Here is a 13,931-nt window from a genome sequence, read left to right as displayed (position 1 = left end):
TGTGCCACTCAGTGGCATAAACCTATAGGAGGCATTCGCGTCCTGGCTACACTGGCCCCGATGACTACCGAGCCCCTGTCGCCCGAGCCCCCGTCGCCCGCGCCCGCCGAACGCCTGCCCCTGCGCGAACGCAAGAAGATCCGCACCCGGCAGGCGCTGATCGACACCGCCCTGGACCTGTTCACCCGACGGGGCTTTGACGGGGTGACCCTCGATGAACTGTGCGACGCGGTCGAGGTGTCCAAGCGGACGTTCTTCCGCACCTTCTCCAGCAAGGAGGACGTCGCGCTGGCACCCGCCCAGGACCTGTGGGCGGCCTTCCTCGACGACCTGGAGACCCGGGAACCCGACGGCCGCCCGGTCGTGGAGATGCTCCAGGACGCCCTGCTCGCCGCGCTCGGCACGATGACGGCCGACGGCTGGCCGGACCGGGTCCGGCTCGGCCGACGGCTCGCCGCCGAGACCCCCTCGATCCGCGCCCACGGCCTGGCCTTCTGCGACCGCACCACCGGCACGGCGCTCGCGACCCTGCGCCGGCGGCTCGCCTTCGCGGACCCCGCCGACCTGCGCCCACGACTGGCCCTGGACCTCCTCGTCGCGGCGTTCCACTGCGCCCTGGACACCTGGACCGCGTCCGCGGACGCCCCGTCGCGCGCCGCCCTGGCCGCCCGTCTCCGCGAGGCCTTCGCCGCGGTCCCGGGCACCCTGACCCTGACGGCCGCCCCGCGCGCCGGCTCGGCCGGTACCTCCCCTAGTACGTCCCCGTGAGGTGGGCGAAGACGACCACGTTGCCCTGGTAGCCGGTGCGCGGGGAGAAGCCGCCGCCGCAGGTGATCACGCGGAGCTCGGCGCGCGGGGACGCTCCGTACACGCGGCTGTCGGGGAAGGCCTTGGCGTCGTAGACCTCGACGGCGTGGACCGTGAAGACGGCGGTGCGTCCGTCCTCGCGCGCGACCTCGATCGCGGCTCCCCGGCGCAGCGCGCCCAGGTGGTAGAAGACGGCCGGGCCGGTGGCGTGGTCCACGTGCCCGGCGACGACGGCCGTGCCCGTGGCGCCGGGGGTGGTCCCCTCGCGGTACCAGCCCGCGAGGTCGCCACGGGCCGGCGGCGGCACTTCGAGGCCGCCGTCGCGGTCCAGGCCGAGGCCGGTCAGCGGCGCGTCCACACGGATCGAGGGGATCCGGATCCGGGTGGGCGGGGAGCCGGGGAGCGGGTCGATGCTCCCGGGAAAGGCGGCCTGCGCGCTCAGCGCCTCGCCGGGTGAGGGCAGCGGGGGCCCGACGGTCTCGCCGGAGCCGCTGCTGACGAGCCAGACGCCGACGCAGGCGGCGAGGGCGACGAGACCGCCGCGTCGGGAGGTCCGCCCGGAGGTGTCCATGGCTGCCCCCTCGTCTCGCCGTTCCTGTGACTGGCCGTCGCCCGGCCCCGCGAACGGGGGGGACCTCGCGGGGCGGGCGACGGGGGACGGTACCGGTCGGACCGCGGCCGGAGCCGCGGTGGGCGTCCGTCAGCTCCGCGTGCCGCTCGCCCGGCGACGCAGGAGCCAGGTACCGCCGACGGCGGCAGCGGCCAGTACGGCCACTCCCGCCGCGATCTTGGCGGGGTCGGAGGCGGTGGTCGTCCCACCGCCCACCCCGGTGCGTACGTGGCCCTGCGGGCCGCGTTCGGTGACGGCCAGGTCGCCGGTCGCGAACTTGCCGTTCGCGCAGGTCACACCGATGCCGTAGGTGCCGGACCGGGTGCCGTGGGCGACCTGGAACTGCCCCACGACCACCTCCTTGTGGGTGCCCGGCGCCAGCTTGAACCGTCCTCCGCCGACCGTGCTCGCATCGCCCTCGGCGTGGCTGCCCTTGCCGCAGGCCGTGGTGTTGACCGTGACGGTGGCGCCCGCCGCGGCCGACTTCGGCCAGACCTCCAGGACGGCGAAGTCCCCGGGCGCGAACGCGGTCATGCCGAGGTCCGCGGCGGCGACCGCTCCGGCGACCGGACCCGCGAAGGCGGCGGCGGTCAGCGCGGTGGCGGTGAGCACGTGGGCGGTGCTGCGGCGCATGGGAACTCCTGAGGGCACGGGGTCGTGTCTCGAGGAAAACCGGGGTGCCCGCCCCGCGCCTGCTGAGCCTCCGTCAGATACCCGGGCGGTCATCCGCCGGACCGGCATCCGCCCACGTCAGAGGCCCTGAACGGCCATCCGTGTCACCCCACCCCGTCCGGGTGACAACACCCCGCCCAAGCCCCGCCCAAGCCCCGCCCAAGCCCCGTCCGCGCCCCCGCACGCCCCGCCCGCGCCCCACCCGCACGCCCCGCGCATCACGCCGCCGGCAGGGTCACCGTGGCCGCCGCGCCCGAAGGGGCCGGGTTGGACAGGGTCACCTCGGCGCCGATCACCTGGGCCTGCCCGAAGGCGATGGTCAGCCCCAGCCCCGTGCCCTGCCCCCGCTCCGCCGCGCCCGTCACGAACCGCCGCGGCCCCTCCCGCAGCAGCGTCCCGGGGAAGCCCGGACCCCGGTCCCGGACGGTGACCGAGGTCCCGGACACCGTCACCGTCACCGGCTCGCCCCCGTGCCGGCGGGCGTTCACCAGCAGGTTCGTCAGGATCCGCTCCAGGCGCCGCACGTCGGTGCGCACCCACGCCCCGTCCCCGCCGTCCGTGCCCGTCACCTCGGCCGTCACCCCGGACCGCCGCGTGATCGAGGCGACCAGCGGGCGCAGCCGGTGCGCCTCCAGCCGCGGTTCCTCCCGGTCCGCGTCCAGCCGGGCCACTTCCAGCAGGTCCTCCGTCAGCGTCCGCAGCGCCGCGACCCGGTCACGCACCAGCTCCGTCGGCCGCCCGGCCGGCAGCAGCTCGGCCGCGGTGTGCAGTCCCGTCAGCGGGGTCCGCAGCTCGTGCGCGACGTCGGCGGTGAACCGCTGCTCCGCCTCCAGCCGCCGCTGGAGGCTCGCCGCCATCGTGTCGACCGCCGAGGCCAGCTCGGTCACCTCGTTGCGGGTGCCGGGTACTCCGGACGGCCCGATCCGCGCGTCCAGGTCGCCCGCGCTGATCTTGCGCGCCGTCTCCGCCGCGGTCCGCAGGTCCTTGCTCAGCCGGCTCGCCAGCAGCGCCCCGCCGACCGCCGCCAGCGCCACGACCCCCGTCCCGGAGGCGATCAACCAGCCGTCCAGTTCCTCCAGTTCGGCCTGTTCGCCGGCCAGCGAACGCCGCACCGTCAGGACGTGCGAGCCGCCGATCGGCCGCGCCGCCCACACCGCCGGCCGCGGCCCGCCGAGGTCCAGGTAGGTGGTGCGCCGGCCGTCGAGGGCCGCCGCGCGCAGGGCCGGGGGCACGGCCGGGCAGTCGATCCGGGCGTCGGCCTCTCCGACCTTGTCGGAGTCGAGCCTGCCGGTGAGCTCGTACACCTGCCGTACGCGGACCAGCTGTTCGGTCGCGCTCTTGCGGGCGGCGTCGGCCACCTGGCGGACCCGCGCCTCGTGGATCAGGACGCCGATGGTGACCGCGACCAGCGAGCAGCCCACGGCCAGCAGGGCGGCGATCTTCCACCGCAGCCCCAGCGACCGGACCGCCCGCCGGCCGTGCCGCAGCATGGCTCTCACCGGGCGTCCCGTCCCGCGGCGGCGTCGTGCGACGGCGCGGGGGATCCGGACGCGGGGCCCGGCAGGGACTTGTTGAACCGCCGCTCGTCGCTGACGACCGTCATCCGTTCGCCGTCCCAGCGGTAGCGGACCGCCTGTTCGGAGCCGTCGTCGGCGGCCGTGCGGATCAGCAGGTCCTGTCCGACGGACTCGGCGGCCATCCGCCGCCCGAGGGTGAACAGGACGGGGACGACGCGCCCGCCCCGGGCGACGTACACGCTCAGCGCGGTGCGGCCGCTCTCCGTGTCGGCGGCGACGACGAGTTCCTTCCCGCCGTCTCCGGTCAGGTCCGCGTAGGCGGCGGGCCGTACGCCCGCGCCGCCCGGAGCGTTGATCCTCCCCTTGCCCAGGAACTGCCGCATCCGCTTGTCGGCCCGTACGACGTCCAGCGCGTTCAGCGCCGTGATGCCCCCGGGCCCCACCTCGGGCCCGTTCGGCAGCGGCGCGGGCGGTGGCATCCGGGTGGCGGTGGCGGCGCCGGGGGCCTGCGGAGACTTCCCCGCCCAGGCCGGCCACAGGGGCTCGGGCCGCGGCTGCGCCGACACCGGGGGCGCGGGTTCGCCCGCGGCGAGCCCGCCGGGCGCGGCGCAGCCCCCGACGGCCAGTGCGGCTGCCAGTACGGCTGTCACGGCGGCCGTCAGGGCGGCGGCGCGGAGCGGCGGGGCGGCGGGGGAGCGGCGCGGGGTGCGTGTCATGGGGGAGGAAGCCGTCGGGTGAGGGGGCCGCGGGGCGCGGCGCGGGGGGTGCGTACGGTGTGAGCCGAAGTCAGTGTGTGTCGAGGGAGGGCCCCGTGGCATCGGTCGATCGGCCAGAATCCGGCATCCTGCCGTTCTTCGTGTACGGGACGCTGCGGCCGGGCGAGGTCAACCACGACCTGTTCCTGCGGGGCCGCACCGCCGCCGAGGAACCGGCCCTGCTGCCGGACGCGGTCCTGTACGACGGCCCCGGCTACCCGTACGCGGTCGACCGCCCCGGCGCGGTGATCGCCGGTGAGCTGGTCACCGCGCTGCCGGACGCGTACGGGGAACTGCTGGCCGCGCTGGACCTGCTGGAGGAGTACGGGGGACCGGGCCGCCCCGGGAACCTCTACGACCGGGTCGCCCGCGAAGCGCTCCGCCCTGACGGCAGCCGGGTCCGGGCCTGGGTCTACCTGGCGGCCGCGCCGCTGGCCCGCCGCCTGGCCGGCTCGGGCACCGAGATCCCGGGCGGGGACTGGCTCCACCGCGCGTGATCCCGGGTCGTCAAAGCCCTTCCGCGCCGCGGTTGCGCAGCCGCTGCCCGTACTGCTGGAGCACCCACAGCTCTTCCTGGACGGCGGCCTGCTGCTCCGGGGGAGCGTGCGGGCCCAGCCGGGACATGGTGCCCTGGACCTCGTGGACCCGGCGGTCGACGGCGCGCAGGCGGACCTGCACCAGCTGGACCCCGGCATAGATCTCGTCGACGGTCTTGGCGTGGATGGCTTCGACGGCCAGCTCCGTCACCAGGGCGCGGACGGTGTCGTTGGGCGCCGCCTCGCGGACCCGGATCAGGTAGTCGTCCGTGCCCTGGGCGGCGCCGCCGGCGTCCTGGATGGCCTGGCGGACCGCCGCGTAGGGCGGGGCGGTGAACTCGTCGATGCCGTACGCGTCGAAGGCGGGGGAGACCAGGGCCGGCCGCTGGAGCGCGAGCTTGAGGAGCTCGCGCTCGGTGCGGTGGGCGGGGCTGCGCAGGTTCAGCGCGGGACCGCCGGGCTGGGCCGCGGCCGGGGCCGCGGGGGCGGGCTCGTGGGACCGGCCGCCGCCCCGGCCCTGCTGCTGCGGCTGGTTGCCGCGCTCGCGGGCCCAGCGGGCCAGCTGCGCGACCCGCTTGACGACGAACTGCTCGTCGCGGATGCCGAGCATGCCCGCCAGCTGGACGGCCGACTCGTGCTGGATCGCGATGTTCTTGATGTTCGCGACGACCGGGGCCGCCTCGTCCAGCGCGGCCGCCCGCCCCGCCGGGTTCTCCAGGTTGTGCCGGGCCACGATGTGCCGCAGCGCGAACTCGAACAGCGGGGTCCGCGACTCCACGAGCCCCGACACGGCGGCGTCGCCCTGCGCGAGCCGCAGGTCGCAGGGGTCCATGCCGTTCGGGGCGATGGTGATGGAGGTCTCGGCCGCGAACTTCTGGTCGTCCTCGAAGGCCCGCAGCGCCGCCTTCTGCCCGGCCGCGTCCCCGTCGAAGGTGAAGATCACCTCGGCGGTGGCGTTGTCCATCAGCAGCCGGCGCAGGATCTTGATGTGGTCCCCGCCGAAGGCCGTGCCGCAGGTGGCGATGGCCGTGGTCACGCCGGCCATGTGGCAGGCCATCACGTCGGTGTAGCCCTCGACGACCACCGCCCGGGAGGTCTTCGCGATCTCCTTCTTCGCCAGGTCGATGCCGTACAGGACCTGGGACTTCTTGTAGATCGCCGTCTCGGGGGTGTTCAGGTACTTGGGGCCGTTGTCGTCGTCGCGGAGCTTGCGCGCGCCGAAGCCCACCACCTCGCCGCTGATGTCCCGGATCGGCCACATCAGCCGGCCGCGGAAGCGGTCGATGGGCTTGCCGCTGCGGCTGTCCTGGGCGAGCCCCGAGGTGATCAGTTCCTTGTCGCTGAAGCCCTTGCCCCGCAGGAACCGGGTCAGGTGGTCCCAGCCGGCCGGGCTGTAGCCCACGCCGAAGTGCTCGGCCGCCGCCTGGTCGAAGCCGCGCTCCGCCAGGAACCTGCGGCCGATCTCCGCCTCGGCGCCGCCCAGCTGCTCCGCGTAGAAGAGGGCGGCGGCCTTGTGCGCCTCGACCAGGCGGATCCGCTCGCCGCGGCCGCTGGTGCCGGCGGTGTAGCCGCCCTCCTCGTACCGCAGGGTGATGCCGGCCTGGCCGGCCAGGCGCTCGACGGCCTCCGAGAAGGAGAGGTGGTCGATCTTCATGATGAAGTCGAGGGTGTCCCCGCCGGCCTGGCAGCCGAAGCAGTGGTAGAAGCCCTTGCTGGGACTGACCTGGAAGGACGGGGACTTCTCGTCGTGGAAGGGGCACAGGCCCTTGAGGTTGCCGCCGCCGGCGTTGCGCAGCTGGAGGTACTCGGAGACCACGGCGTCGATCGGGACCGCGTCCCGTACCGCCTTCACGTCGTCGTCGTTGATCCGTCCTGCCACCCGTGAAGTCTACGGCCGGGCGCCGACAAACCCGTCAGGCACCCTCCCCGGTGATCAGCGACGCGAGCGGAACGGACGGATCCGCCAGCTTCTCGCGGTCCACCGGGGTCTTCGACCTGATCAGGGCCTGGATGTGCTCGGTGACGTCCCACACGTTCACGTTCATCCCGGCGAGCACCCGGCCCTCCGACAGCCAGAACGCGATGAACTCCCGCTTGCCCGCGTCCCCGCGGATCAGCACCTGGTCGTAGCCGCCCGCCGGGGCGTACCCCGAGTACTCCAGGCCGACGTCGTACTGGTCGGAGAAGAAGTACGGCACCCGGTCGTAGCCGACCTCCTGCCCAAGCATCGCCCGCGCCGCGGCCGGACCGCCGTTGAGCGCGTTGGCCCAGTGCTCGACCCGCAGTCGGGTCCCCAGGACGGGGTGGTGCGCGGCCGCCACGTCCCCGACGGCGAAGACGTCCGGGTCCGAGGTGCGCAGGGAGGCGTCCACGGCGATCCCCCCGCCGTGCTCACGGTCCACCAGGGCCAGCCCGGAGGTCTCGGCCAGCGCGGTCCGGGGCGCCGCCCCGATCGCGGCGAGCACCGCGTGCGCCGGGTGCTCCTCGCCGTCGTCCGTACGGGCCGCGAGCACCATTCCGTCGTGGCCGACGATCTCGGTGAGCCGCGCCCCGAAGTGGAACCGGACCCCGTGCTCGGCGTGCAGGTCCGCGAAGAGCCGGCCGATCTCCGGCCCGAGCACCGTGTACAGGGGCGTGGCCTCCGGCTCGACCACGGTGACCTCGGCGCCGTAGCCGCGGGCGGCGGCCGCGACCTCCAGCCCGATCCACCCGGCGCCCGCGATCAGCAGGTGGCCGTTGTCCCGGCCGAGGGAGGCCAGGACGTTGCGCAGCCGCTCGGCGTGCGCGAGCCGCCGCAGGTGGTGCACCCCGGCCAGACCGGTGCCCGGGATGTCGAGGCGCCGCGGCTCGGCACCGGTGGCCAGCAGCAGCTTGTCGTAGTGCAGCAGCGCCCCGTCACCCAGGCGCACGGTCTTGTTCTCGCGGTCCAGGTGGACGGCCGGCTGCCCCAGGTGCAGCTCGATGTCCGAGGCCGCGTACCAGGACGGCTCGTGGACGAAGACGCTCTCGCGCTCCTCCTTGCCCGTCAGGTACCCCTTGGACAGCGGCGGCCGTTCGTACGGATGGTCGCGCTCGTCCCCGATCAGGATCACCCTGCCCGTGAACCCTTCGGACCTCAGCGTTTCGGCCGCCTTAGCCCCGGCGAGCCCTGCGCCGACGATGACGAACGTCCGGTGTGCGTCGACCACCTGATGCCTCCTCATAACCTCTCCGTCACATGCGACCACATGCGAGCGTCCCGCACTGAGCCTGTCGCGTGAAGGGGGAGTGGCCCGATCGGCTCACCCTTCGGCGCGTCGCGGGCGTCTGGTGAGGCGGGCGTGCAGCGAGCGGGCGGAAGCGTCGGTGAGCGCCGCGATCTGGTCGATGACCGCGCGTTTCCGCGCCTTGTCGTCCGGCGCCGTGTCGAAGATCGCCCGGAACTGGGGGTCGAGGCCCTCGGGAGCGCGGGCGCTCAGCGCCTCGGCGAGTTCGGCCAGGACGATGCGCTGGTCGGCGCGCAGCCGCTCCTGCTCGTCGCGCTGCATCACGTACAGGTCGGCGACGGCCTTGAGGACGGCGCACTCGTTGCGCGCCTCGCGGGGGACGACCAGCTCCGCCGCGTACCGGGTGAGGCGGCCGGAGCCGTACGCCTCGCGGGTGGCGCCCTCCGCGGCCTGGCAGAACCGGCCGATCAGCTGGCTCGTGGCGTCCTTCAGCCGGGCCTGGGCCACGGCCGAGCCGTCGTACCCGTGGGGCCACCACTCCTGTTCCATCAGCCGGTCCAGGGCCTCGCGGAGCTCCTGGGGGGCGGTGTCGGCGGGCACGTACCGGCCGATGGCGACCTCCCAGATCGCGGCGCGCTCCGGCTCCGCGAAGAGCATGTTCGGGTCGAGGTGCCCGGCGTGCAGGCCGTCCTCGAAGTCGTGCACCGAGTACGCGACGTCGTCGGCCCAGTCCATGACCTGCGCCTCGAAGCACTTGCGGTCGGCGGGCGCCCCGCGCCGCAGCCACTCGAAGACCGGCAGGTCGTCCTCGTAGGCGCCGAACTTCACCGAGTTCGGGTCGGTGGGGTGGCCGCCGCGGGCCCACGGGTACTTGGTCGCGGCGTCCAGGCAGGCGCGGGTGAGGTTGAGGCCGACGCTCACGAGCTCGCCGCTCACCGGATCGGGCACGAACCGCTTGGGCTCCAGCCGTGTCAGCAGCCGCAGCGACTGGGCGTTGCCCTCGAAGCCGCCGCAGTCCTTCGCGAACTCGTTGAGCGCCTCCTCGCCGTTGTGCCCGAAGGGCGGGTGGCCCATGTCGTGGGACAGGCAGGCCGCCTCGACCAGGTCGGGATCGCAGCCGAGGGCGGCGCCGAGCTCGCGCCCGACCTGCGCGCACTCCAGGGAGTGCGTCAGCCGGGTACGGGGGCTCGCGTCCCAGTCGTACGAGCGGGTGCCCGGGGTGACGACCTGGGTCTTCCCGGCCAGGCGGCGCAGAGCGGCGGAGTGCAGCACGCGCGCGCGGTCGCGCTGGAAGGCCGTGCGGCCGGGCTGTTTGTCGGGCTCGGGGGCCCACCGCTCGGTGGCGGCCGGATCGTAGGACGCGTAGGCGGGGGCGTGCGGGGTGCCTTCCATGCTCCGACGTTAACCGGAGTGACCGACAATCCGAGCATTCCGAACGTACGCGGCCCTTACGCGGTGGCCAGTTCACGGGCCGGCACCCGCCGGGCGAGGGCCTCCTCGTAGCGGAGCAGGACCAGCCGGGCCAGCGCCGGATGGGCGCCGAGCGGGGCGGCGGCCGGACCCGGAGCCGCGGCCGCGCAGGCGGCGGAGAAGCGGCCCGGGGCGGCGAAGTACGAGGCGACCGCGACCCGGTGGTGGCCCCGGGCGGCCAGCGCCCGGACGGCGCCGGGTACGCCGGGCGCGGCGGCGGAGGCATAGGCGGGGACCACGGGGACCCCGCCGAGCCGTTCCGAGAGCAGGGCGGCGCTGCGCCCGGTGTCGGCGGCGGAGTCCGGGTCGCGGGACCCGGCGGCGGCCAGCACCACCGCCGTCCCGGGGGTCCACCCGGCCTCCAGGAGCCGCTCGTACAGGGCCTCGACGAGCAGCGGGTGCGGGCCGAGCGGGGCGGCGGCCCGGATCCGCAGGTGCCCGGCGCGGGCGGCCGCCGCGGGAAGGTCACGCTTGACGTGGACCCCGCGGCCGAACAGCAGCGGCACGAGCACCGCCTCCCCGCCTGCGGGCAGCCCGCTCAGGGTGTCGGCGAGCAGCGGCCGGTTCAGCTCGACGTGCCCGAGCCGGACGTCGAGGCGGGGACGGAGCTCACGGACCCGGTCGAGGAGGGCGAGCACGGCGTGCGGGGCGCGCGGGTCACGGCTGCCGTGGGCCACGGCGACGAGGGTGGGCTGCATGCGGGGGCTCCGTAGGCGCGTGGTGGGCGCAGGCCGCTGAGCTGCGTGCCGAGTTGGGCGGTGATCCGGGTCAGCAGCTCGGCCGCGCTGCCGAAGGGGAGGGCGGTAGGTTCGGGAGGGTGCACCGGCTCCGTCATGTACCGATCCTGCGGGGTGGAGGTTGCGCGGGCGTTGCGCCGGAGTGACGGGTGTTTTCCGCGTCCTCACCGGCGGGCGTACGGCGGTGTGACGCGCCCGCTGAAACCTTCCGATCTCCCCGTACGTCCTGACCTGCGGGTGCGGCGCCGGTCGCACACCGGCCGGACGACCAGGGGGAACCGCATGCGCACACCGCGCCCGCACCGGATCGCGCGCGCCGCGCGGGGGCTGCTGCCCCGCACCGTCAGGGCCAGGCGCCGGATCGTCCAGGCGGTGATGGCGGCCTGCGTCCTCGCGCTGCTGCCCTCGGCGTGGACCCACGCGGCCGCCGCCGGCCGGCTGCGCACCACGGCCGACGCGCAGGGCGCCGAGGTGGCCGTCGTGTTCGGGGCGGGCCTGCTCTACGACGGCCGTCCCACCCCGTACCTCCGGGACCGGCTCGACGCGGCCGTGGAGCTGTACCGCGCCGGGAAGGTGAAGGTGGTCCTGGTCACGGGCGACAACAGCCGGACCGAGTACGACGAGCCGGAGTCGATGCGCACCTACCTCACGCGCCACGGGGTGCCGGACGACCGGATCGTCAGCGACTACGCCGGCTTCGACACCTGGGACTCCTGCGTGCGCGCCCGCGAGATCTTCGGCGTGCACCGTGCGGTGCTGATCAGCCAGGGCTTCCACATCCGCCGGGCCGTCGCGCTGTGCCGGGCCGCGGGCGTGGAGTCGTACGGGATCGGGGTGCAGGACGTCCACGACGCCACCTGGTACTACGGCGGGGCCCGCGAGGTCTTCGCGGCGGGCAAGGCGGCGCTGGACGCGGTGTTCCGGCCGGATCCGCAGTTCCTGGGGCCGAAGGAGGAGGGGGTGTCGCGGGTCCTGGCCGCTCTGGCAGACTGACGCCGCGATCGGCGTATGCCGATTAGTCATATACCTAGCGGTCTGTCTGGCAGGGGTGTGGAACCGTGGCTGTTGTGGATCTGAGCGGCAAGGCCGTCGTCATCACCGGCGGGGCCCGCGGACTGGGCGCGGCCGCCGCGCGGGCGGTCGTCGACGGCGGCGGCCGGGTGCTGATCACCGACGTGCTGGAGGCCGAGGGCGCCGAGACCGCCGCCGGGCTCGGTGACGCGGCGCGCTTCCTGCGGCACGACGTGACGAGCGAGGCCGACTGGGACGCGGTGCTGCGGCACGCCGTCGACGCGTTCGGCCGGGTCGACGGGCTCGTGAACAACGCGGGCATCTCCACCGGCGAGTTCCTGGAACACGAGAGCGTCGACCACTTCCGCCGGGTCGTGGAGACCAACCTGGTCGGCGTGTTCATCGGCATCAAGTCCGCGATCCCGCTGATGCGGGCGAACGGCGGCGGCTCCATCGTCAACATCTCCTCCGCGGCCGGCCTGACCGGCCTCGCCCTCACCGCCGGCTACGGCGCCTCCAAGTGGGGCGTGCGCGGCCTGTCGAAGATCGGCGCCGTCGAGCTCGCCGAGGCCGGGATCCGCGTCAACTCCGTCCACCCGGGCATGACCCTCACCCCGATGACCGCCCCCATCGGCATCCGGGCCGGCGAGGGCAACTACCCCGGCGCCCCGCTGGGCCGCGTCGGCCTCCCCGAGGAGATCGCCGCCGCGGTCGCGTTCCTCCTCTCCGACGCCGCCGGGTACGTGACCGGCGCCGAACTGGCCGTCGACGGCGGCTGGACGGCCGGCCTGACCGTGAAGTACCTGACGGGCCAGTGACACCGGGGGCCGGGCCGTCCTGGTAGCGGCATCTAGCCAGGCTCCGCGAAGGTCGGCCGCAGGGCCTCGGCCAGGCGCGCGACGAACGCCTCCTCGCCCGGCCCGGCCAGGTGCGGGTACTCCGCCTCGAAGTGCTCCCACTCGGCGCCGACGTAACCGTCCGGAACGAGGAACTCGATGTGCTCCGGGCCCACGTCCGCGTGCGGGTGGGGCCACTCCCCGGCCTCCCGGAACACCTGCTGCAACAGCGCGTTCGGCAGCCGGTGGTGCTCCGCCAGCAGCACCGCGTCGTACAGGTCCTTGCCCTGCGGGTGCCGGTCGCTGATCAGCCACAGCACCTTCCAGGCCAGGGACAGCGCCGGCGTCGCCGCCAGCACCACGGCCCCGCAGGCGAGTTCGGCCGGCTCCGGGGGCTCCGCGAGCCGCTCGTTGAAGACGAAGTCCAGCTGGACCTGCCCGGCCGGCAGCCCCGGCACGGCCCAGGGCAGGACCATCCGCCGCCCCGGCACCCGGTCGTAGGTCCAGATGTCCTCCGACACCGCCCCCGACGCATCGATCCCGGCCCGCCCGTCGGCCGCCGCCGCGATGCCCTCCAGCATCCTGTCGGTCCGCCCGTCGCCCATCTCCCACGTGTGCGGGACCACCACGAAGTCCAGGTCCCCCGGCTCCCGTGCCGCCTCCCCGAACCGGTCCGCCAGCAGCACGCTGCCGCGCAGCACGAGCGAGTCCGCCCACTCGCCGCGCGACACCGCCAGCAGGACCGCGTCCATCGCCGCCCGGCGCGCCGCCGCCCAGGCCACCGTCCGCTCCGGGTCGTCGAACACCGGGTCCCCGGCCCGGTAGGCCCGGAAGTTGTGCCGCAGCGACGGGTCGAAGACCGCCCGCTGCCGTACGTCGTCCCCGGCCACCGGCCGCAGCGTCCGCGGCAGGCCCCGCGCCGCCCGCGTCCCGTCGTCCAGCGGCTCCCCGGGCAGATGTCCACTGCCGGTCCCGAACTCCCGCCACGAGCTCATCGCTCCCCCTCCCCGGTGCCGGTACCGGTGCCGGTCCCGGTCTCGATCCACCCGTCGTCCGCCGACAGGTCGCTGTCGTACAGCACGAACTCCCGCTCCTCCGAGAGGATCTCGTACCCGGCCTCCACCAGGACCGAGATCAGGGTGTCGCAGGCCGCCGCGGCCCGCGAGGCCGTGCCGCGGCAGCGCTGGGTGACGAAGCGTTCGTGCATGCCGTCCGGGCCCGCCGCGGTGCGCCGGGCGTTCCAGGACAGGTGCGCCCGGTGGCCGCTCACCAGGCACTCCAGCGCCGGGCGGTCGAAGTCCGCGGGCAGCGCCAGCTTCAGGTGGTGCTCGAAGTAGCCGCCGCCCGGGCCCGGTACGTCCGTGGTCCAGGGCACCGTCTCCACCTTGACCCGGACCGGGTCGAAGCCCGCCGCCCGCAGCTGCGGCACCAGCCGCTCGTGACCCGTGCGGTCCGGCAGCGTCAGCATCGGCTGCGAGAGCGTCCGGCCCCGGGCCAGCAGGATGTGCGTGACCTTCAACTCCCGTGCCGCGGCCCAGGATTCGAGCCGCTCCAGCTCCACCGCGTCCGGGCAGCGGACCGTCACGTGGGTTTCGTAGGTTCCGTGCGAAGACATGACGTCGATCATCTCGGACATGCGTCCGATCCGCATCGGGGTTCCCGCCGGGGGGTAACCATCCGGTCACGCACCGGACTCAGAAAGTGCTCGCACGCCCCTCGTGGCGGTGATGTGCCGTACCCCACACTGAGGTGCGGTGCCACCGTCCTCGGAGCC

General features: G+C 74.7%; 14 protein-coding genes. 4 read left to right on the top strand and 10 right to left on the bottom strand.

Going from position 1 to position 13,931, the window contains the following annotated elements; translation table 11 throughout:
- Positions 1-60 precede the first annotated feature (60 nt).
- Complete coding sequence (locus AC07B0_RS18615) at positions 61-768, top strand: TetR/AcrR family transcriptional regulator (RefSeq protein WP_469380845.1); 708 nt, start codon at positions 61-63, stop codon at positions 766-768.
- Here AC07B0_RS18615 and AC07B0_RS18610 read toward each other — a convergent pair.
- The 4 genes from AC07B0_RS18610 to AC07B0_RS18595 form a co-directional block, all read right to left on the bottom strand.
- Positions 752-1,378 (bottom strand): class F sortase, encoded by a 627-nt coding sequence (locus AC07B0_RS18610; RefSeq protein WP_356874110.1) that lies wholly within the window; start codon positions 1,376-1,378, stop codon positions 752-754. The genes AC07B0_RS18615 and AC07B0_RS18610 overlap by 17 nt on opposite strands.
- Positions 1,379-1,507: 129 nt before the next feature.
- On the bottom strand, positions 1,508-2,050 hold the full coding sequence (locus AC07B0_RS18605; RefSeq protein WP_356874112.1) for a hypothetical protein: 543 nt from the start codon (positions 2,048-2,050) through the stop codon (positions 1,508-1,510).
- 257 nt (positions 2,051-2,307) lie between these two features.
- Entirely contained in the window at positions 2,308-3,579 is a 1,272-nt protein-coding gene (locus AC07B0_RS18600) for an ATP-binding protein (RefSeq protein WP_469380899.1), read from the bottom strand.
- Positions 3,580-3,584: 5 nt separating this feature from the next.
- Positions 3,585-4,322: a hypothetical protein gene (locus tag AC07B0_RS18595; RefSeq protein ID WP_469380849.1), complete on the bottom strand. Its 738-nt coding sequence runs from the start codon at positions 4,320-4,322 to the stop codon at positions 3,585-3,587.
- 95 nt (positions 4,323-4,417) lie between these two features.
- On the opposite strand from AC07B0_RS18595, the gene AC07B0_RS18590 reads away from it, so the two are divergent.
- Positions 4,418-4,858: a gamma-glutamylcyclotransferase family protein gene (locus AC07B0_RS18590; RefSeq protein WP_469380851.1), complete on the top strand. Its 441-nt coding sequence runs from the start codon at positions 4,418-4,420 to the stop codon at positions 4,856-4,858.
- A gap of 10 nt (positions 4,859-4,868) precedes the next feature.
- Here AC07B0_RS18590 and dnaG read toward each other — a convergent pair whose 3' ends face one another.
- From dnaG to AC07B0_RS18570, 4 genes are all read right to left on the bottom strand, one after another.
- Positions 4,869-6,776 carry a DNA primase gene (gene dnaG, locus AC07B0_RS18585; protein WP_467298281.1) on the bottom strand — a complete coding sequence of 636 codons (1,908 nt, stop codon included), beginning with the start codon at positions 6,774-6,776 and terminating at the stop codon, positions 4,869-4,871.
- A gap of 34 nt (positions 6,777-6,810) precedes the next feature.
- Positions 6,811-8,085, bottom strand: coding sequence for an NAD(P)/FAD-dependent oxidoreductase (locus AC07B0_RS18580; protein ID WP_356874119.1), 1,275 nt, complete (start codon positions 8,083-8,085; stop codon positions 6,811-6,813).
- A gap of 93 nt (positions 8,086-8,178) precedes the next feature.
- The gene (locus AC07B0_RS18575; RefSeq protein WP_356874121.1) at positions 8,179-9,495 is read right to left on the bottom strand and encodes a deoxyguanosinetriphosphate triphosphohydrolase; all 1,317 of its coding nucleotides are present in this window, start codon (positions 9,493-9,495) and stop codon (positions 8,179-8,181) included.
- A 56-nt stretch (positions 9,496-9,551) separates the two neighbouring features.
- Positions 9,552-10,271 (bottom strand): sirohydrochlorin chelatase, encoded by a 720-nt coding sequence (locus AC07B0_RS18570; RefSeq protein WP_469380854.1) that lies wholly within the window; start codon positions 10,269-10,271, stop codon positions 9,552-9,554.
- Positions 10,272-10,592: 321 nt separating this feature from the next.
- On the opposite strand from AC07B0_RS18570, the gene AC07B0_RS18565 reads away from it, so the two are divergent.
- The gene (locus AC07B0_RS18565; RefSeq protein WP_356874125.1) at positions 10,593-11,303 is read left to right on the top strand and encodes a SanA/YdcF family protein; all 711 of its coding nucleotides are present in this window, start codon (positions 10,593-10,595) and stop codon (positions 11,301-11,303) included.
- 65 nt (positions 11,304-11,368) lie between these two features.
- Positions 11,369-12,139, top strand: coding sequence for a glucose 1-dehydrogenase (locus AC07B0_RS18560; RefSeq protein WP_478898600.1), 771 nt, complete (start codon positions 11,369-11,371; stop codon positions 12,137-12,139).
- 32 nt (positions 12,140-12,171) lie between these two features.
- On the opposite strand, the gene AC07B0_RS18555 is transcribed toward AC07B0_RS18560, so the two are convergent.
- Positions 12,172-13,152, bottom strand: a complete 981-nt coding sequence (locus AC07B0_RS18555; protein WP_356874129.1) for a nucleotidyl transferase AbiEii/AbiGii toxin family protein — start codon at positions 13,150-13,152, stop codon at positions 12,172-12,174.
- Complete coding sequence (locus AC07B0_RS18550; RefSeq protein WP_478898599.1) at positions 13,149-13,772, bottom strand: hypothetical protein; 624 nt, start codon at positions 13,770-13,772, stop codon at positions 13,149-13,151. Before AC07B0_RS18550 ends, AC07B0_RS18555 begins: the two co-directional genes overlap by 4 nt.
- Between the last annotated feature and the right edge of the window lie 159 nt (positions 13,773-13,931).

It is taken from the genome of Streptomyces sp. NPDC044704 (assembly GCF_056433525.1).
This window is presented reverse-complemented; position numbering and strand designations above follow the sequence as displayed.